This window comes from Paracoccus sp. IB05, from assembly GCF_016405985.1.
Taxonomy (GTDB): Bacteria; Pseudomonadota; Alphaproteobacteria; order Rhodobacterales; family Rhodobacteraceae; genus Pseudogemmobacter.
In genome coordinates this window covers 49,605-62,274 of sequence record NZ_JAEFCF010000015.1, presented here as the reverse complement: position 1 = coordinate 62,274, position 12,670 = coordinate 49,605, and the positions used below count along the sequence as shown (strand labels likewise).

General features: G+C 65.0%; 13 protein-coding genes. 7 read left to right on the top strand and 6 right to left on the bottom strand.

Annotated elements, in window-relative coordinates:
* Positions 1-106 precede the first annotated feature (106 nt).
* A complete protein-coding gene (locus JC607_RS11690) occupies positions 107-922 on the top strand; it encodes a response regulator (RefSeq protein ID WP_198837099.1) in 816 nt (271 codons plus the stop codon).
* A 57-nt stretch (positions 923-979) separates the two neighbouring features.
* Here JC607_RS11690 and JC607_RS11685 read toward each other — a convergent pair whose 3' ends face one another.
* From JC607_RS11685 to JC607_RS11665, 5 genes are all read right to left on the bottom strand, one after another.
* Entirely contained in the window at positions 980-1,501 is a 522-nt protein-coding gene (locus tag JC607_RS11685; protein WP_198837098.1) for a hypothetical protein, read from the bottom strand.
* 286 nt (positions 1,502-1,787) lie between these two features.
* Positions 1,788-2,849 (bottom strand): hypothetical protein, encoded by a 1,062-nt coding sequence (locus JC607_RS11680; protein WP_233092870.1) that lies wholly within the window; start codon positions 2,847-2,849, stop codon positions 1,788-1,790.
* Positions 2,792-3,583, bottom strand: coding sequence for a dimethylarginine dimethylaminohydrolase family protein (locus JC607_RS11675; RefSeq protein WP_198837097.1), 792 nt, complete (start codon positions 3,581-3,583; stop codon positions 2,792-2,794). Before JC607_RS11675 ends, JC607_RS11680 begins: the two co-directional genes overlap by 58 nt.
* Before the next feature lie 83 nt (positions 3,584-3,666).
* Entirely contained in the window at positions 3,667-5,076 is a 1,410-nt protein-coding gene (locus JC607_RS11670) for a bifunctional serine/threonine-protein kinase/universal stress protein (protein ID WP_198837096.1), read from the bottom strand.
* Entirely contained in the window at positions 5,073-5,813 is a 741-nt protein-coding gene (locus JC607_RS11665) for a metallophosphoesterase (protein WP_198837095.1), read from the bottom strand. The genes JC607_RS11670 and JC607_RS11665 overlap by 4 nt, the downstream gene beginning before the upstream one ends.
* A 194-nt stretch (positions 5,814-6,007) precedes the next feature.
* Between JC607_RS11665 and JC607_RS11660 the strand changes: the two genes are divergently transcribed.
* The 6 genes from JC607_RS11660 (at position 6,008) to JC607_RS11635 (ending at position 11,761) form a co-directional block, all read left to right on the top strand.
* Positions 6,008-6,217 (top strand): molybdopterin-binding protein, encoded by a 210-nt coding sequence (locus tag JC607_RS11660; protein ID WP_092898552.1) that lies wholly within the window; start codon positions 6,008-6,010, stop codon positions 6,215-6,217.
* On the top strand, positions 6,210-6,668 hold the full coding sequence (locus JC607_RS11655) for an SAM-dependent methyltransferase (RefSeq protein WP_198837094.1): 459 nt from the start codon (positions 6,210-6,212) through the stop codon (positions 6,666-6,668). The genes JC607_RS11660 and JC607_RS11655 overlap by 8 nt, the downstream gene beginning before the upstream one ends.
* A complete protein-coding gene (locus tag JC607_RS11650) occupies positions 6,665-7,708 on the top strand; it encodes an ABC transporter substrate-binding protein (protein WP_198837093.1) in 1,044 nt (347 codons plus the stop codon). Before JC607_RS11655 ends, JC607_RS11650 begins: the two co-directional genes overlap by 4 nt.
* Positions 7,709-7,724: 16 nt before the next feature.
* Complete coding sequence (locus JC607_RS11645) at positions 7,725-8,729, top strand: iron ABC transporter permease (protein ID WP_198837092.1); 1,005 nt, start codon at positions 7,725-7,727, stop codon at positions 8,727-8,729.
* Entirely contained in the window at positions 8,717-9,502 is a 786-nt protein-coding gene (locus JC607_RS11640; RefSeq protein WP_198837091.1) for an ABC transporter ATP-binding protein, read from the top strand. Before JC607_RS11645 ends, JC607_RS11640 begins: the two co-directional genes overlap by 13 nt.
* Positions 9,503-9,643: 141 nt before the next feature.
* Positions 9,644-11,761 (top strand): TonB-dependent siderophore receptor, encoded by a 2,118-nt coding sequence (locus JC607_RS11635; protein ID WP_233092869.1) that lies wholly within the window; start codon positions 9,644-9,646, stop codon positions 11,759-11,761.
* A 122-nt stretch (positions 11,762-11,883) separates the two neighbouring features.
* Here the strand turns inward: JC607_RS11635 and JC607_RS11630 are convergent, their stop codons facing one another.
* Positions 11,884-12,669 (bottom strand): ABC transporter ATP-binding protein, encoded by a 786-nt coding sequence (locus JC607_RS11630; RefSeq protein ID WP_233092873.1) that lies wholly within the window; start codon positions 12,667-12,669, stop codon positions 11,884-11,886.
* Position 12,670: the final 1 nt, after the last annotated feature.

Below are 12,670 nucleotides of genomic sequence, written 5' to 3'. Positions count from 1 at the left end.
AGATTTTTTTATGGCCGATTCCAGGGCTCCGGCCCGGGCTCCTGCGGGAGCCGCGACGGGGGCAGCGGCAGATGATGCTTCCGCTGCGGTGTCTGCCGGGGGGCAAATGGCCGGGCATGTGGCGTCCGGCGAAGATCTTTCCCGCGCAATTGCGCAGGATTTGCCCTATCTGCGGCGCTATGCGCGCGCATTGACCGGCAATCAGGCCAGCGGCGATGCCTATGCTATTGCGGCAATCGAGGCGGTTCTGGCGGATCCGTCCCCGGTGCTGAGGGCGGTTTCGGTGAAGGTCGGGCTCTTCGCCTGCTTTCATGAGGTCTGGCAAAAAGCCGATTCGCCGGTGACTGCCGCCGAAGATCGTCTGGCGGTTGCGGCGCAGCAGCATATGGCGCGGCTGACCCCGAATTCGCGCGAGGCGCTTTTGCTGCAGACCATCGAGGGCTTCAGCCCGGCCGAGGTTGCGGCGATCCTTGGCGTTGACACCGCCAGTGCCACATCGCTGGTTGAACGCGCCTTTGCCGAAATGGCCAGCTCGATCCTCGGCAAGGTCATGGTGATTGAGGATGAGGCGATCATCGCCATGGATATCACCGCCATTGTCGAGGCGATGGGCCATGCGGTGACCGGCGTTGCGCGGACCCGCAGCGAGGCGGTGGCGCTTGCCGCCCAAAAGGTGCCGGATCTGATCCTTGCCGATATTCAGCTCGCGGATAATTCCTCGGGCATTGATGCGGTCAATGATATTCTGGCCGGTCTTGGGCCGATCCCGGTTATCTTCATCACCGCCTTCCCCGAACGCCTGCTGACGGGCGAACGGCCAGAGCCGACCTTCCTGATCAACAAACCCTATACCGAGGAACAGGTGCGCTCGGCGGTGAGCCAGGCGATGTTCTTTTCTTCGACCGAGACCCTGAACGGCTGAGACGGTCAAGGGATCAAAGGTTGAAAAGGCGCGGGATAGCTCCCGCGCCTTTTTGCGTTACTTCAGGTTGGTCACCACCTGGGCGGCAAATGTGTCAAGCATCGCGGCATAGACCGCGGCGGTATCGACTTCGGGTGAGGTGATATCGAACCCGGCCCCAAGCGCAGGCAGTGTCGAATTCATGTCAACCGTCAGCGTATAGGAATCGCCGCGCCCCGGCTGGGTCGGGTCGGACACTTTGACGAGGCCCGAAAGCTTCGAGTCCGCGAGGCCAATCGATTCCGCGAAGCCACTGGCCAGCGAAACCTCGTCAATATCGACGGTGATCGCGGCGCCTTCATCTCCCATCCGGTCGGTCACTTTGGTCAGGATCGCGGTTTCGAGATCCTTGTCGAGTGTCGCCCAATAGGCGGCTGCAGCCGTATTCTGCACCGCGCCCATATCTGCGGTCACCTCGATGCTTTTCACCGCATCCGCGCGATCAACGGCAAAGGCCGGCAGCGCCAGAGCGGCCATTGTCAGGGCGGCAGCCATGGTTCCGGCGATGGTGGTTTTCATCCGGGTCACAGTAAACGTCATGCGAAATACTCCTGTTCTGCGGCCACGTCCGGGAATGTCCGGCATCTTACGCGGCACGGTTCCAGATGCAGGGAAAACACGCGGGCCAGCATGTCGGTTCCCGTGCCCCTGGGGCAGATCCCGGCGGGGAACCGAAAGTCCTTTCTTCTATATATCTGAATTTAAAGGCGTTTAAGTGGAGTTCGGCGGAGAAGGGCCGCCGGTGCCGCGTAAGACCGGATAAGGCCTGCGCGAACTCATGCTGGTTTTGCCGCTGTTGATGCGCCGAAACCGGCCTGGCCGCAGCTCAGCGCAGCCAGAGCCCTTCGCGTTTCAGCGTGTTGCGGATCACTTTCTCGCGGCCCGGCAGATCGCTCTGGTCAAACAGCGCCCGCGCCTTGCGGCCCCGGTTCTGATAAACCATCTGTTTCGCCTGTTCCCAGTCGCGCAGCAGGCGGCGGTTCTCTTTCTCTTTCGCAACCGATTCCAGCACGTCCACCGCCCGGTCCGACCCGGTGGCGTATAACAGCGGCAGCGTGCGGTAATGCAGCGTCAGATCACCATCGAGCCCGGCCAGATCAGTCCCTGGCCTGCCGCCCCCGAAAGATGCGATCACCAGCGGCAGAGCGATCTGATCCAGCCAGGGCCAGAGCTCCTGACAGACCAGCGCCGCCGGGCGGTCTTTGTGGATCGCGACCGCGTAATCCAGAAACCGGCGGCCAAAGTCCTGCGGGCGGTCATGCAGGAACCAGCCCGCGTTGAAATACATGTAACGCTGCCAGTATTCATCGGGCCAGGACAGATCCAGCGATCCCGCGAAATCCAGCCCGAACCGGTCATAAAGCGCGGCCCAGGTCTCGGCATAGCCGGGGCCGTAAAGCTCGATCACCGGCCAGGTGTCCTCGCGTTTCATCGAAGCCGAGGGGCGCGAGAAATCCGGCGCCAGCGTCGAGAGCGGCCCCGTCACCAGCGTATCGGTGTCGAGAAAGAGGAAAGGCTCATCTGGCAGCGCGGCCAGCATCTCGATCTTGTTGCCGATCGCATAGGCGGCGCCAAAGACCTTGCTGTCAAAGGGCACGAACTCGGCGCCCAGCTCTTCGAGCCGGTCGCGCAGCGCGCCTTTTGGCAGGCGCGGATCTTCGGGCCAAAGCGGGCCCGGTTGTGGCTCGGCCAGCAAAAGGCGCCCCTGAAAACCGGGATCCGCCGCGCGCAGCGACGCCGCGAGCAAGAGCGCCTCATGCCCAAGGCGGCCGCGTTGCACCACGGCGGCGATATTGAACGGGCGGGCAGGGGCCACCGGAGCCACCCCGCTCAGCGTGGCGTGAAACGCAAGGACAGGCAGGACATGCCGCCATCGATTTTCTGGCATTCGGAATTGCCGATCTCGACCACCTCATAGCCCGCCGCCACCAGCCGGTCGCGGGTTTTTGGGAAACCGGCGGGGAAGAGCACGATCCCGTTGAAGCGGATCGCATTGGCCGAGGCCTCTTCCCCTTCGGCAACCGCGATCACCTTATAGCCGGTGAAACAGCCCGATGCCGCCAGCCGGTCGGTCGCGAGCACGGTTTCCGCATCCATCAGCGAGCAATCGGTCTTGAAATGCAGCACGCCCGGCGGGGTATGGACCTCGCGCACCACCTGGCCCCAATCGGCGACCAGACGCGCAAGCTCCGCGATCCCGGCCTCATTGGTCCGGGCCGAGCGGCCGACAAGGATCTCGGTCTCGCCCATCAGGATATCGCCGCCTTCGATGAAACTGTCTTCGCCCTCAATGCGGCGGATCTCGCTGTAAAGCGCGCGCAGATGCGGCTCCATCTCAGCCGCTTCGCCAAGGCGCGAGGGCGCGCCGGGCCGCATGATCACCGCCCCTTCGGGCAGGCAGAGCGCGGTGTCTTCGACAAAAACACTGTCCGGATAGGCGTCCAGCGCCTCCAGCACCGTGACCTCGGCCCCGGTCGAGCGCAAGGCTGCGATATAGGCGCTGTGATGTTCCTCCATCAGGGCAAGATCCGGGTTGCCGGTATCAACAGCGCGCAGCCCCCGGATGATCGATTGCGCCGGTTTGCGGCTGATTGCGTGGCTGAAAGAACAGGAGCGCGGCATCGGATTTCCCCGGGAGAATTGTTCCGCCCATGGCTAGCCTGATTTGCCGGGCACGAAAAGGCCCCGCTCTCAGCGCAGAGGTCTCAGATTCCGGGGGCGGGCAGACGCACGATGGTCACGGTGCAGGGCGCTTCGGCCACCACCTGGGCCGAGACCGAGCCAAGATAGCGGCGGAGCGCCGAACTTGCCCGCGCGCCCATCACGATATGACCGGCAAGGATACGGGTCGCGTGTTCGGTCAGCGCATTGCCGGGGTCGGGGGCCTCCAGCACGGTATAGGTCACGCGGCCTTCGGGCAGGCCCAGTGCCTCGCCCCAGGCTTTCAGCGCGACAAGGCGGGCGACATGCAGATTGTTGCCCGCTTCATCGGTGCCCTGATCCAGCTGGATCCGCGCGCTGCGCAGCACATTGACACAGGCGAGCCGCGCCTCGGGGCGGAAATGCAGGATCTCGCGTGTGGCGCTGAGGATCTCCTGCGACAAAGCCTCCATCTCGGGCGAGAGGTCGACGGCGGCCATCACCACCTGGGCGCGGGCGGTGTCTTCTTGTGTCGGTGCCGGCAGGTAGCCCCGGATCCGCCGCGCGCGCCAGCGCCGCCGCAGGACCGGCCAGACGCCGTCCTGCTCCAGCTTTGTGGCGCGGGCGGTCAGCTGCACCTGATCGGGATGGCCAAGGTCAAAGGCCATCTGCGCCGCCGACTGAAAGCGATCTTCCGGCTCGACCTCCAGCGCGCGCAGGATGATCTCCTGCAACCAGGGCGGCAGGTCGGGGTTCAGCGCGCGCGGCGGCTGTGGGTCGCGCCAGAGGCGGCGGCGCACGGCGCGCAGCGTGGTGGTCCGGCCAAAGGGCAGCCTTCCGGTCGCAAGCTCGTAAAGCATGGCGCCGAAAGCGAAAATATCCGAACGCGGATCATCGCGGTGATGCAGATACTGTTCGGGCGCGATATAGGGGAAAGTGCCCATCGGAATGGCAAATTCCTCGCCCAGCAGGTCCGGCAGATCAAGATGGCGTGCGAGGCCATAATCTATCAGCACCAGCCGCCCGGCCTCATCGCGCATCAGATTGCCGGGCTTGAGGTCCAGGTGGATCACCCGCTGGCGATGCACCTCATGCAGCGCCGTCGCGATCTCGATGGCCAGCGCGACCAGCTGATCGGGCGGCAGCGGCGCGCGGTCAAACAGCTCCTGGAACGAGGTGCCTGGCAGTTTTGCCGTCACCAGATAGGGCATGACCGCGAAATCGCCCGCCGCGATCAGCCGGGGTACATGCGGGCCCGAAAGGCGCGGCAGGATCATCTGTTCAATCTCGAATCCCACAATCGTCGGCCCGTCATCACCGTCGAGGATGGTCGGCACTTTCATCACCATTGGCCCGGGATGGTCCGGATGGGTGACCTCCCATATCGTGGCAAAGCCGCCGCGATGCAAAAGCGGGCCAAGCGTGAAACCGTCGATCTGAAGCCCCTCGGCCGGGCGTTTCTGGCTGCGGCTCATTCTCCGCTCCTCAGGCGCAGGGCAAGCTCTTCGGGCAGGCCGGCAGCCTGGATTTTTCCGGCGGTGACGGCGGTATCATAGGGCGTGCGGCGAAAGCTGAGCTCGCGGGTCGCAGTGTCAAAGATGGCCCAGCCGGCCTGGGGGCTGCCATCGCGGGGCTGCCCGACCGAGCCTGCCACCACCAGCCAGCGCCGCGACGCCAAAAGCGGCACCGGGATCCGGGGCCTCTCTGCATGGGCCTGGATGCGGTCATGGATGTCACTGCTGTAAAGCGCCGGCACATGGACGTGACCGCAAAAGATCACACCGGCGTCAGAGCTGCGAAAGCTTGCCATCGCATCGCGGTCCGAGGTGACATAGATCCAGTCGCCCGGGCTATGGGCCGAGGCATGGGTGTAAAGCCGGTCCTCCTCGCGGATCGTCAGCGGCAGCGCGGCAAGCCAGCCGGTCTGCGCGGCGGAAAGCCGTGGCCGCGTCCAGTCGATGGATGCCCGCGCCGTGGCGTTCATATCGCGCGCCGATCCTGCGATGGCGGCATCATGATTGCCCCGGATCACCAGGGCGCCGGCGGCCTCCATCTCCTGGATCCGCTGCACGCACCAGGCCGGATCCGGGCCATATCCGACGATATCGCCAAGGATCACACAGCGCCCGATATCCCGCGCCGCCGCATCGGCAAGCACTGCCTCCAGCGCTTCGCGATTGCCATGAATATCGCTGAGAAGGGCGATCCGCATGCGGTTCTCCGGTTGCTCTGTCCATCCTGGCAGAGCGGGCGCCCGGGCAAAACGCATATTTTCCGCGCAGCTTTGCACGCAGCTTTGCACATGGCAGGCCGAGTGGCCAGGGCGCCGGGGCTTGCTGCTCCCTCCGATGTGTTGCACCATACATATGGCGCGGCCATAGGGCCGCCATCAGGGGAGAGACCGAGATGCGACTGAGCGCCCGAAATGTCCTGCCGGGAACGGTGATCGAGATTGTCACCGGCGCGGTGACGAGCCATGTCCGCCTTGATCTTGGCGGCTCGATTGTCACGGCGGCGATCACCAATGAGGCGGTGAAAGAGCTGGGTCTGACCGTGGGCGCAAAGGCCTCGGCGGTGATCAAGGCCTCGGATGTGATGATCGGCACCGATGACTGATCACGTGACCGACCTGCGCCCGCATGAGGTGGCGGTGCCGCTGCCCGGGGCATTCGACGCCTCGATCTGGTTCATCGGCCGGTTGCGCACCCCCTGGACCGATCGCAGCCAGTGCCCGCGCCGGGGCGATCCCGAGACTGGGCCCGATTGCCGGGTCGAACTTGACCCGCGCTGGATCGAGGGCCTGGCGGGGGTCGAGGGGCGCGAGCGGATCCAGCTGTTATACTGGATGCATCTCTCGCGCCGCGATCTGATGCGGCAGAACCCGAATTTCGGCGATGCCTCTGTGGGGACATTCTCGCTGCGCTCGCCGGTCCGGCCCAATCCGATCGCGGCAACGGTGGTGCGGCTGTTGCGGGTTGAAGGCGCGGTTCTGCATGTGCGCGGCCTCGATTGTGTCGATGGCACGCCGCTTGTTGATATCAAAGGCGAATTCGGAGCGATTCCATGAGCTTCCCAACCCGCCGCGCCATGCTGGCCGCGGTTTTTGCCGCCCTGGCCGCGCCGGTTCTGGCATTTGACGGTCAAAGCGTGACCGATGCCACCGGCCGCGAGGTGCTGGTGCCTCTGAACCCGGCAAAGGTCTTTGCCGCCGGGCCGCCTGCCTCGGTGCTGCTTTATGCGCTGAAGCCCGAAGCGATGGTCGGCTGGGTGATGGCGCCAAAACCCGTCGATCTGCCTTATCTTTTGCCTGAGACGCGCGGGTTGCCGGCGCTGGGGCGGCTGACCGGCAAGGGCGATACGCTGAACCTTGAGGTGCTTTTGACCACCGGGGCCGAGCTGATCGTCGATTTCGGCACCGTCAATGCCACGTACCGCGACCTTGCGACGCGGGTGCAGGATCAGGCGGGGCTGCCCTATGTGCTGATCGATGGCAGCTTTGCCGCGACGCCGCAGGCGATCCGTGAGATGGCGGCGATCCTTGGGGTCGAAGCGCGGGGCGAGCAGCTCGCAACTTACGCAGAAGCCGCCTATGCGGAGGCTGACGCTTTGCTTGCCCAGGTGCCCGATGCAGACCGCCCCCGCGTCTACCTGGCCCGTGGTCCGGAGGGGCTGGAAAGCCCGGCGCGCGGCTCGATCAATGCCGAGATCATTGAACGGATGGGCGGCATCAATGTGGTCGAGGCCGAGACGCGCGGGCTGGTGACGGTCTCGCCCGAACAGATCCAGGCCTGGGCGCCGGATATCATTCTGACGGTGGACCGCGATTTCGCGGCCAATGTGCGCAGGATGCCGGAATGGCAGGGGATCCCGGCGGTCGATCAGGGCCGCGTCTATCTTGCACCCGGTGAGCCCTTTGGCTTTATCGACGCGCCGCCTTCGGTCAACCGCTTGATCGGGCTGAAATATCTGGCGCATGTCTTCTACCCGGACCTGGTCGGGGGAGATCTGGAACAGGGTGATCTGCGCCAGGAGATCGCGGATTTCTACACGCTCTTCTACCAGGTGACGCCGGATGCGGCAGCGCTGGACGCGTTGCTGGGCGAATAGGATCGGGACCAGAAGAATGCGGCTTTCCCTGCTGGCGCTGGCGCTGGTCTTCGCGCTGATCCTCGGGATCGGTCTCGGGCCTTACCCGCTGAGCCCCGGCCAGATTTTCGATGCTTTGACCGGCGGGCTGACCGGCGGCCTGACGGGGGCTGGGGATGATCGCCAGGCGCAGGTGGTGCTGTGGAATATCCGCGGCCCAAGGGTGATCTCTGCGGCGCTGATCGGGGCGGGGCTGGCAGCGGCGGGGGCGGCCTATCAGGTGGTGTTCCGCAACCCGCTGGTCTCGCCCGATATCCTTGGCGTCTCGGCCGGGGCGGGGTTTGGCGCGGTGCTCGGGATCTTGCTGGGCCTGCCGGTGATGGCGATCCAGCTGATGGGCTTTGGCTTTGGGCTCGCGACGGTGGCGCTGGTGATCGGGCTGACACTGGCGCTCAGGGGCGGTGCGCAGCTTCTGGTCATGGTCTTATGCGGGATCGTGATCGGCGCGCTGGCGGGGGCGGGGATCTCGCTGGTGAAGCTGCTCGCTGATCCCGATGAGCAGCTTCCCGCGATCACCTTCTGGCTGATGGGCAGCCTTGCCGGCGTCAAGCGGGTCGATCTGCTGGCGGCGGCGCCTGCGGTGATCCTGGGCCTCGTGCCGCTGATCGCGCTGCGCTGGCGGATCGGGCTTCTGGCGATGGGCGATGACGAGGCCCGCGCGATGGGGATCGAGGCCGGGCGCCTGCGGTTTGTGGTGATCGCGGCGGCGACGCTGATCACGGCGGCGGCGGTGGCGCTGGCGGGGGTGATCGGCTGGATCGGGCTGATGGTGCCGCATATGGCGCGACTGGTGGCGGGGCCGCGCTTTGACCGGATGCTGCCGGCGGCGCTGCTGGCGGGGGCATCGTTCATGGTGCTGGTCGATACCGCCGCCCGGATGATCGCACCGATGGAAGTGCCGCTGGGCATCCTGACCGCCGTGCTTGGCGCGCCGGTTTTCGTGGTCCTGCTGGCCAGGGGGGCGCGGGCATGGAACGGCTGACAGCGACTGGGGCGCCGCTGCTGTCGGCGCGTGATCTGGCGGTCGGCCATGGCGCCCGGGCACTGATCCGGGGCATTGGGTTCGACCTTCATGCGGGGCGGGTTCTGTGCCTCCTCGGCCCGAACGGGGCGGGGAAGACCACGCTGTTTCGCACCCTTCTGGGGCTGATCCCGCCGGTTGCGGGCAAGGTCTTGCTGGGCGGCGCCGATCTGGACGGTCTGAGCCGCAGCCAGATTGCCGCCCGGCTGGCGCATGTGCCCCAGGCGCTGGCCTCGCCTTTTGCCTATACGGCGCGGGATATTGTGCTGATGGGGGCTTCGGTGGGCCTCGGTGCCTTTGCCCGTCCCGGTCGCGCCGAAGAGGCCCGCGCAATGGCCGCGCTTGACCGGCTCGGCATTGCGGATCTGGCGGATGAGGATGTCACGCGGCTTTCGGGTGGCCAGCGTCAGATGGTGCTGATCGCCCGCGCCCTCGCGCAGGAGGCGCAGGTTCTGGTGATGGACGAGCCGACCGCCAGCCTCGATTTTGCCAATGTCAAAGCGGTGGAGGCCGCGATCCTTGGTCTGGCGGCAGCGGGCCAGGCGGTGGTGGTCTCGACCCATGATCCGGGCCAGGCGGCAATGCTGGGCGATGAGGCGCTGCTGGTCAGCCGCGCCGGTGTGATCGCTTCGGGGCCGGTTTCCGACGTCATGCAGGAAGCCGCCCTGAGCCGGCTTTACGGCCTTCCGGTGCGCCGGATCGAGGGGCCTGACGGAAGGCCGCATTTCTACTGACAGTGATCGGATTGCTACGCCCGGGAAAAAGACCCCGGAACCTGCGCCCGGGCTTCTTGCCAATTTCGTTTCGATATATTTCATCATACATATCGATTCGCGAAAATCCGCCGAAAGCCCGGCGGGTGCGGATGAAAAGCCATGCCACTGGAAGGATTCCTGATGTCTTTATTGCAGCGACTGGTGATTGCAGGTCTGTTATTCCCCGGGCTGTCCGCCCCCGTTTTCGCCCAGTCCTCCGAGGAAGCCGCCTTCGCGCTCGGCACGATCTGGCTTGGCGTCGATGATGAAGGTCAGGGGGGGACCACCGCGAAAGTGACCGGCGAAGAGGCCGCGAAACAGAACCGCGCCACGCTTGATGACACACTCAGCGTTCTGCCCGGCGTGTCTTCCACCCCCTCGGGCGGTGGATCCAGAAACGAGCGCGAGGTTTTCGTGCGCGGCTTTGACCGCTGGCATGTGCCGCTGTCGATTGACGGCATCCGCATCTTTCTGCCTGCCGACAACCGGCTGGATCATGGCCGCTTCCTGACCCCGGATCTTGCCGAGGTCCAGGTGCAGAAAAGCTATGTCTCGGTGATCAACGGCCCGGGCGGCATGGGCGGCGCGATCAACCTCGTGACCCGCAAACCGACGCAGCCCTTCGAAGGCGAGGCGCGGCTGGGCATCGACGCCGGCAATCGCGGCGATGTGACGGGGCGCACGGGCTATCTCTCGCTCGGCACGAAACAGGAATTCTGGTACGGCCAGGTCTCTTACATGCGGCGCGATGTCGACGGTTTCTACCTGTCGCGCGATTATGTTCCCGATCCGCGCTACCCCTATCAGGGCGAAGGTCTGCGCAAAGACAGCGCCACCGATGACAGCCGTCTGAACCTTAAAGTTGGCTATACGCCCAATGCGACCGACGAATATGTCCTGAGCTATACCCGCCAGGAAGGGTCGAAATCGGCGCCTTACAGCACGCTTCTGCCGGTCATGGGCTATCCGGGCACCGGTCCGGGGTCGAACCAGCGGGACTGGACCTGGCCGCAATGGGATATCAGCAGCATCGCCTTCTATTCGACGACCGAAGTCGGATCCGGTACGCTGAAGACCAGGCTTTTCTACAACACGTTCGACAATACGCTCTCGGCCTGGGACAATGCGAACCATTCCGCCCAGACCCTCGCGCGGGCCTTTAACAGCGTCTATGACGACTATTCGGTCGGCGGCAGCGTCGAATACGGGCTGAGCTTTGGCGATCACGATCTGCGGATCGCGTCTTTCTTCCGCCGCGATGTCCACCGCTCCACCAATTACGCGCGTCCCGACCATCCGACGCTGGCACGGATCGATCCGACCGAGCACAGCAAGGAAGAGACCCTCTCGCTGGCGGTCGAGGACACCTGGCGCGTCAATGACGAGCTGCGCATCGTTGCGGGCCTGTCCTATGACAAGGCGAAAGTGCTTGAGGCCGACCGCACTGCTGCCAGTCCGGGCAAGCCGACGGTCTCGGTCGATGCGGTGAACTGGCAGCTGGCTGCGATCTGGACCCCGGGTGCAGGCGGCGAATATCATGCGAGCCTCTCGTCCAGGACCAGCTTCCCGACGCTCTTCCACCGCTATTCGACCGGTTTTGGCTCGATGGTGCCCAACCCGGATCTGGATGCAGAGCGCGCGCTGAATTTCGAACTGGGCTATAAGGGCGATCTTGGCCCGGTGCAGCTGGAAGGCGCGGTGTTCTACAGCCGCATCACCGATCTGATCCAGTCAATTGATCTGGGGACGATCGACCCGATTTCCGGTCTTCCGCAATCGCAGCGCCAGAACCTCGCGAAAGGCACCTATAAGGGCTTTGAGATCGCGGCGAACTGGGACGTGAATGACAGTGTCGCGCTGACGGCGAATTACACCTACCTGCATACCAGCGTCAAAGATCCGGTTGTCACCACCGCGAAAGTGACCGATCTGCCCGATCACAAAGCCTATCTGCGGCTGGACTGGCAGGCGATGGACCGGCTGACCATCTCGCCCTCGGTCGAGGTCTATGGCGGCCGCTGGTCGGATCCGGCCATTGGCTCGGGGAACCGCAACGCGCCGATCTATACGAAAATGGGCGGCTTCGCGCTGGCCAATTTCGATATGGCCTGGCAGGTGAGCGATCAGGCGAATGTGGGCTTTGGCATCCGCAACCTCTTTGACCGCAATGTCTCGGTGGTTGAGGGCTACCCCGAGGCCGGGCGCACCTTCTATCTGACCTCGCAGATCAGGTTCTGATCCATCCCACAGACGGGCTGGCCGGGCTTCACGTTTCTCACAGGGGTCAGTCTTCTGAACGCCGCTCCCAACTTCCGGGAGCGGCGTTTTTCATGGGGCCCGAGGATTGGATCAGGGGGAGATCAGGGCGAGGGGATCGCGACAGGCAGGCCCGAAAGGCTGCCGGTGGTGACAGCAAGGCCGAAGGTTTCGCTCAGGATCGGCGCGCGGAACACGTCGGCGACCGCTCCGGCGCCGGTCACCCGGCCCGCCTTCAGCGCGACCAGATCATCGCAGAACCGCGCCGCGAGGTTCATGTCATGCAGCGCGATCACCACACCCCGCCCGGCCGTGCGCGCAAGGCCCCGCAGGGCGGATAAAAGATCAAAAGACCAGGCCAGGTCGAGCGAGGCCGAGGGCTCATCCAGCAACAGCCAGTCAGCGCCCTGGGCCAGCATCATCGCAAGCCGGGCGCGTTGCGCCTCACCGCCCGAGAGGCTGTCGAGGGGGCGCGTGGCAAGCCCCTCCAGCCCGCAGAGCGCGATGGCTTCGGCAATGGCCCGCTGGTCTTCCGGGCCCGCGCGGCCAAAGGCGCCATGCCAGGGATAGCGGCCAAGCGCCACCAGATCCTGCAGCACCATGACCCCGGTGGCGGGCGCGCTTTGCGGCATCAGGGCGACACGGCGGGCGAAATCGCGCGCCCTCCAGGCGTCAAGCGCGATGCCGTCAAGGCGGCACAGGCCGGCATCGACCGGGGACAGCCGGGCAAGCACCCGCAAAAGGCTCGACTTTCCCGAGCCGTTGCGCCCGATCACGCCACAGACCCGACCGGGGGCAAGGCGCAGGCTGATCTCTTGCAGAACCGGCTGACCGTTTAGGGTAAGGTCCAGATTTTCCAGATGAAATCCAGCGGGGTCGCCAATGGTCATG

What these genes read in the sequence shown, in the direction of transcription:
- JC607_RS11690 (WP_198837099.1), top strand. Translation starts at nt 107, where the DNA reads ATGGCCGGGCATGTGGCGTCCGGCGAAGATCTTTCCCGCGCAATTGCG.
- JC607_RS11685 (WP_198837098.1), bottom strand. Translation starts at nt 1,501, where the DNA reads ATGACGTTTACTGTGACCCGGATGAAAACCACCATCGCCGGAACCATG.
- JC607_RS11680 (WP_233092870.1), bottom strand. Translation starts at nt 2,849, where the DNA reads ATGCCAGAAAATCGATGGCGGCATGTCCTGCCTGTCCTTGCGTTTCAC.
- JC607_RS11675 (WP_198837097.1), bottom strand. Translation starts at nt 3,583, where the DNA reads ATGCCGCGCTCCTGTTCTTTCAGCCACGCAATCAGCCGCAAACCGGCG.
- JC607_RS11670 (WP_198837096.1), bottom strand. Translation starts at nt 5,076, where the DNA reads ATGAGCCGCAGCCAGAAACGCCCGGCCGAGGGGCTTCAGATCGACGGT.
- JC607_RS11665 (WP_198837095.1), bottom strand. Translation starts at nt 5,813, where the DNA reads ATGCGGATCGCCCTTCTCAGCGATATTCATGGCAATCGCGAAGCGCTG.
- JC607_RS11660 (WP_092898552.1), top strand. Translation starts at nt 6,008, where the DNA reads ATGCGACTGAGCGCCCGAAATGTCCTGCCGGGAACGGTGATCGAGATT.
- JC607_RS11655 (WP_198837094.1), top strand. Translation starts at nt 6,210, where the DNA reads ATGACTGATCACGTGACCGACCTGCGCCCGCATGAGGTGGCGGTGCCG.
- JC607_RS11650 (WP_198837093.1), top strand. Translation starts at nt 6,665, where the DNA reads ATGAGCTTCCCAACCCGCCGCGCCATGCTGGCCGCGGTTTTTGCCGCC.
- JC607_RS11645 (WP_198837092.1), top strand. Translation starts at nt 7,725, where the DNA reads ATGCGGCTTTCCCTGCTGGCGCTGGCGCTGGTCTTCGCGCTGATCCTC.
- JC607_RS11640 (WP_198837091.1), top strand. Translation starts at nt 8,717, where the DNA reads ATGGAACGGCTGACAGCGACTGGGGCGCCGCTGCTGTCGGCGCGTGAT.
- JC607_RS11635 (WP_233092869.1), top strand. Translation starts at nt 9,644, where the DNA reads ATGCCACTGGAAGGATTCCTGATGTCTTTATTGCAGCGACTGGTGATT.
- JC607_RS11630 (WP_233092873.1), bottom strand. Translation starts at nt 12,669, where the DNA reads ATGACCATTGGCGACCCCGCTGGATTTCATCTGGAAAATCTGGACCTT.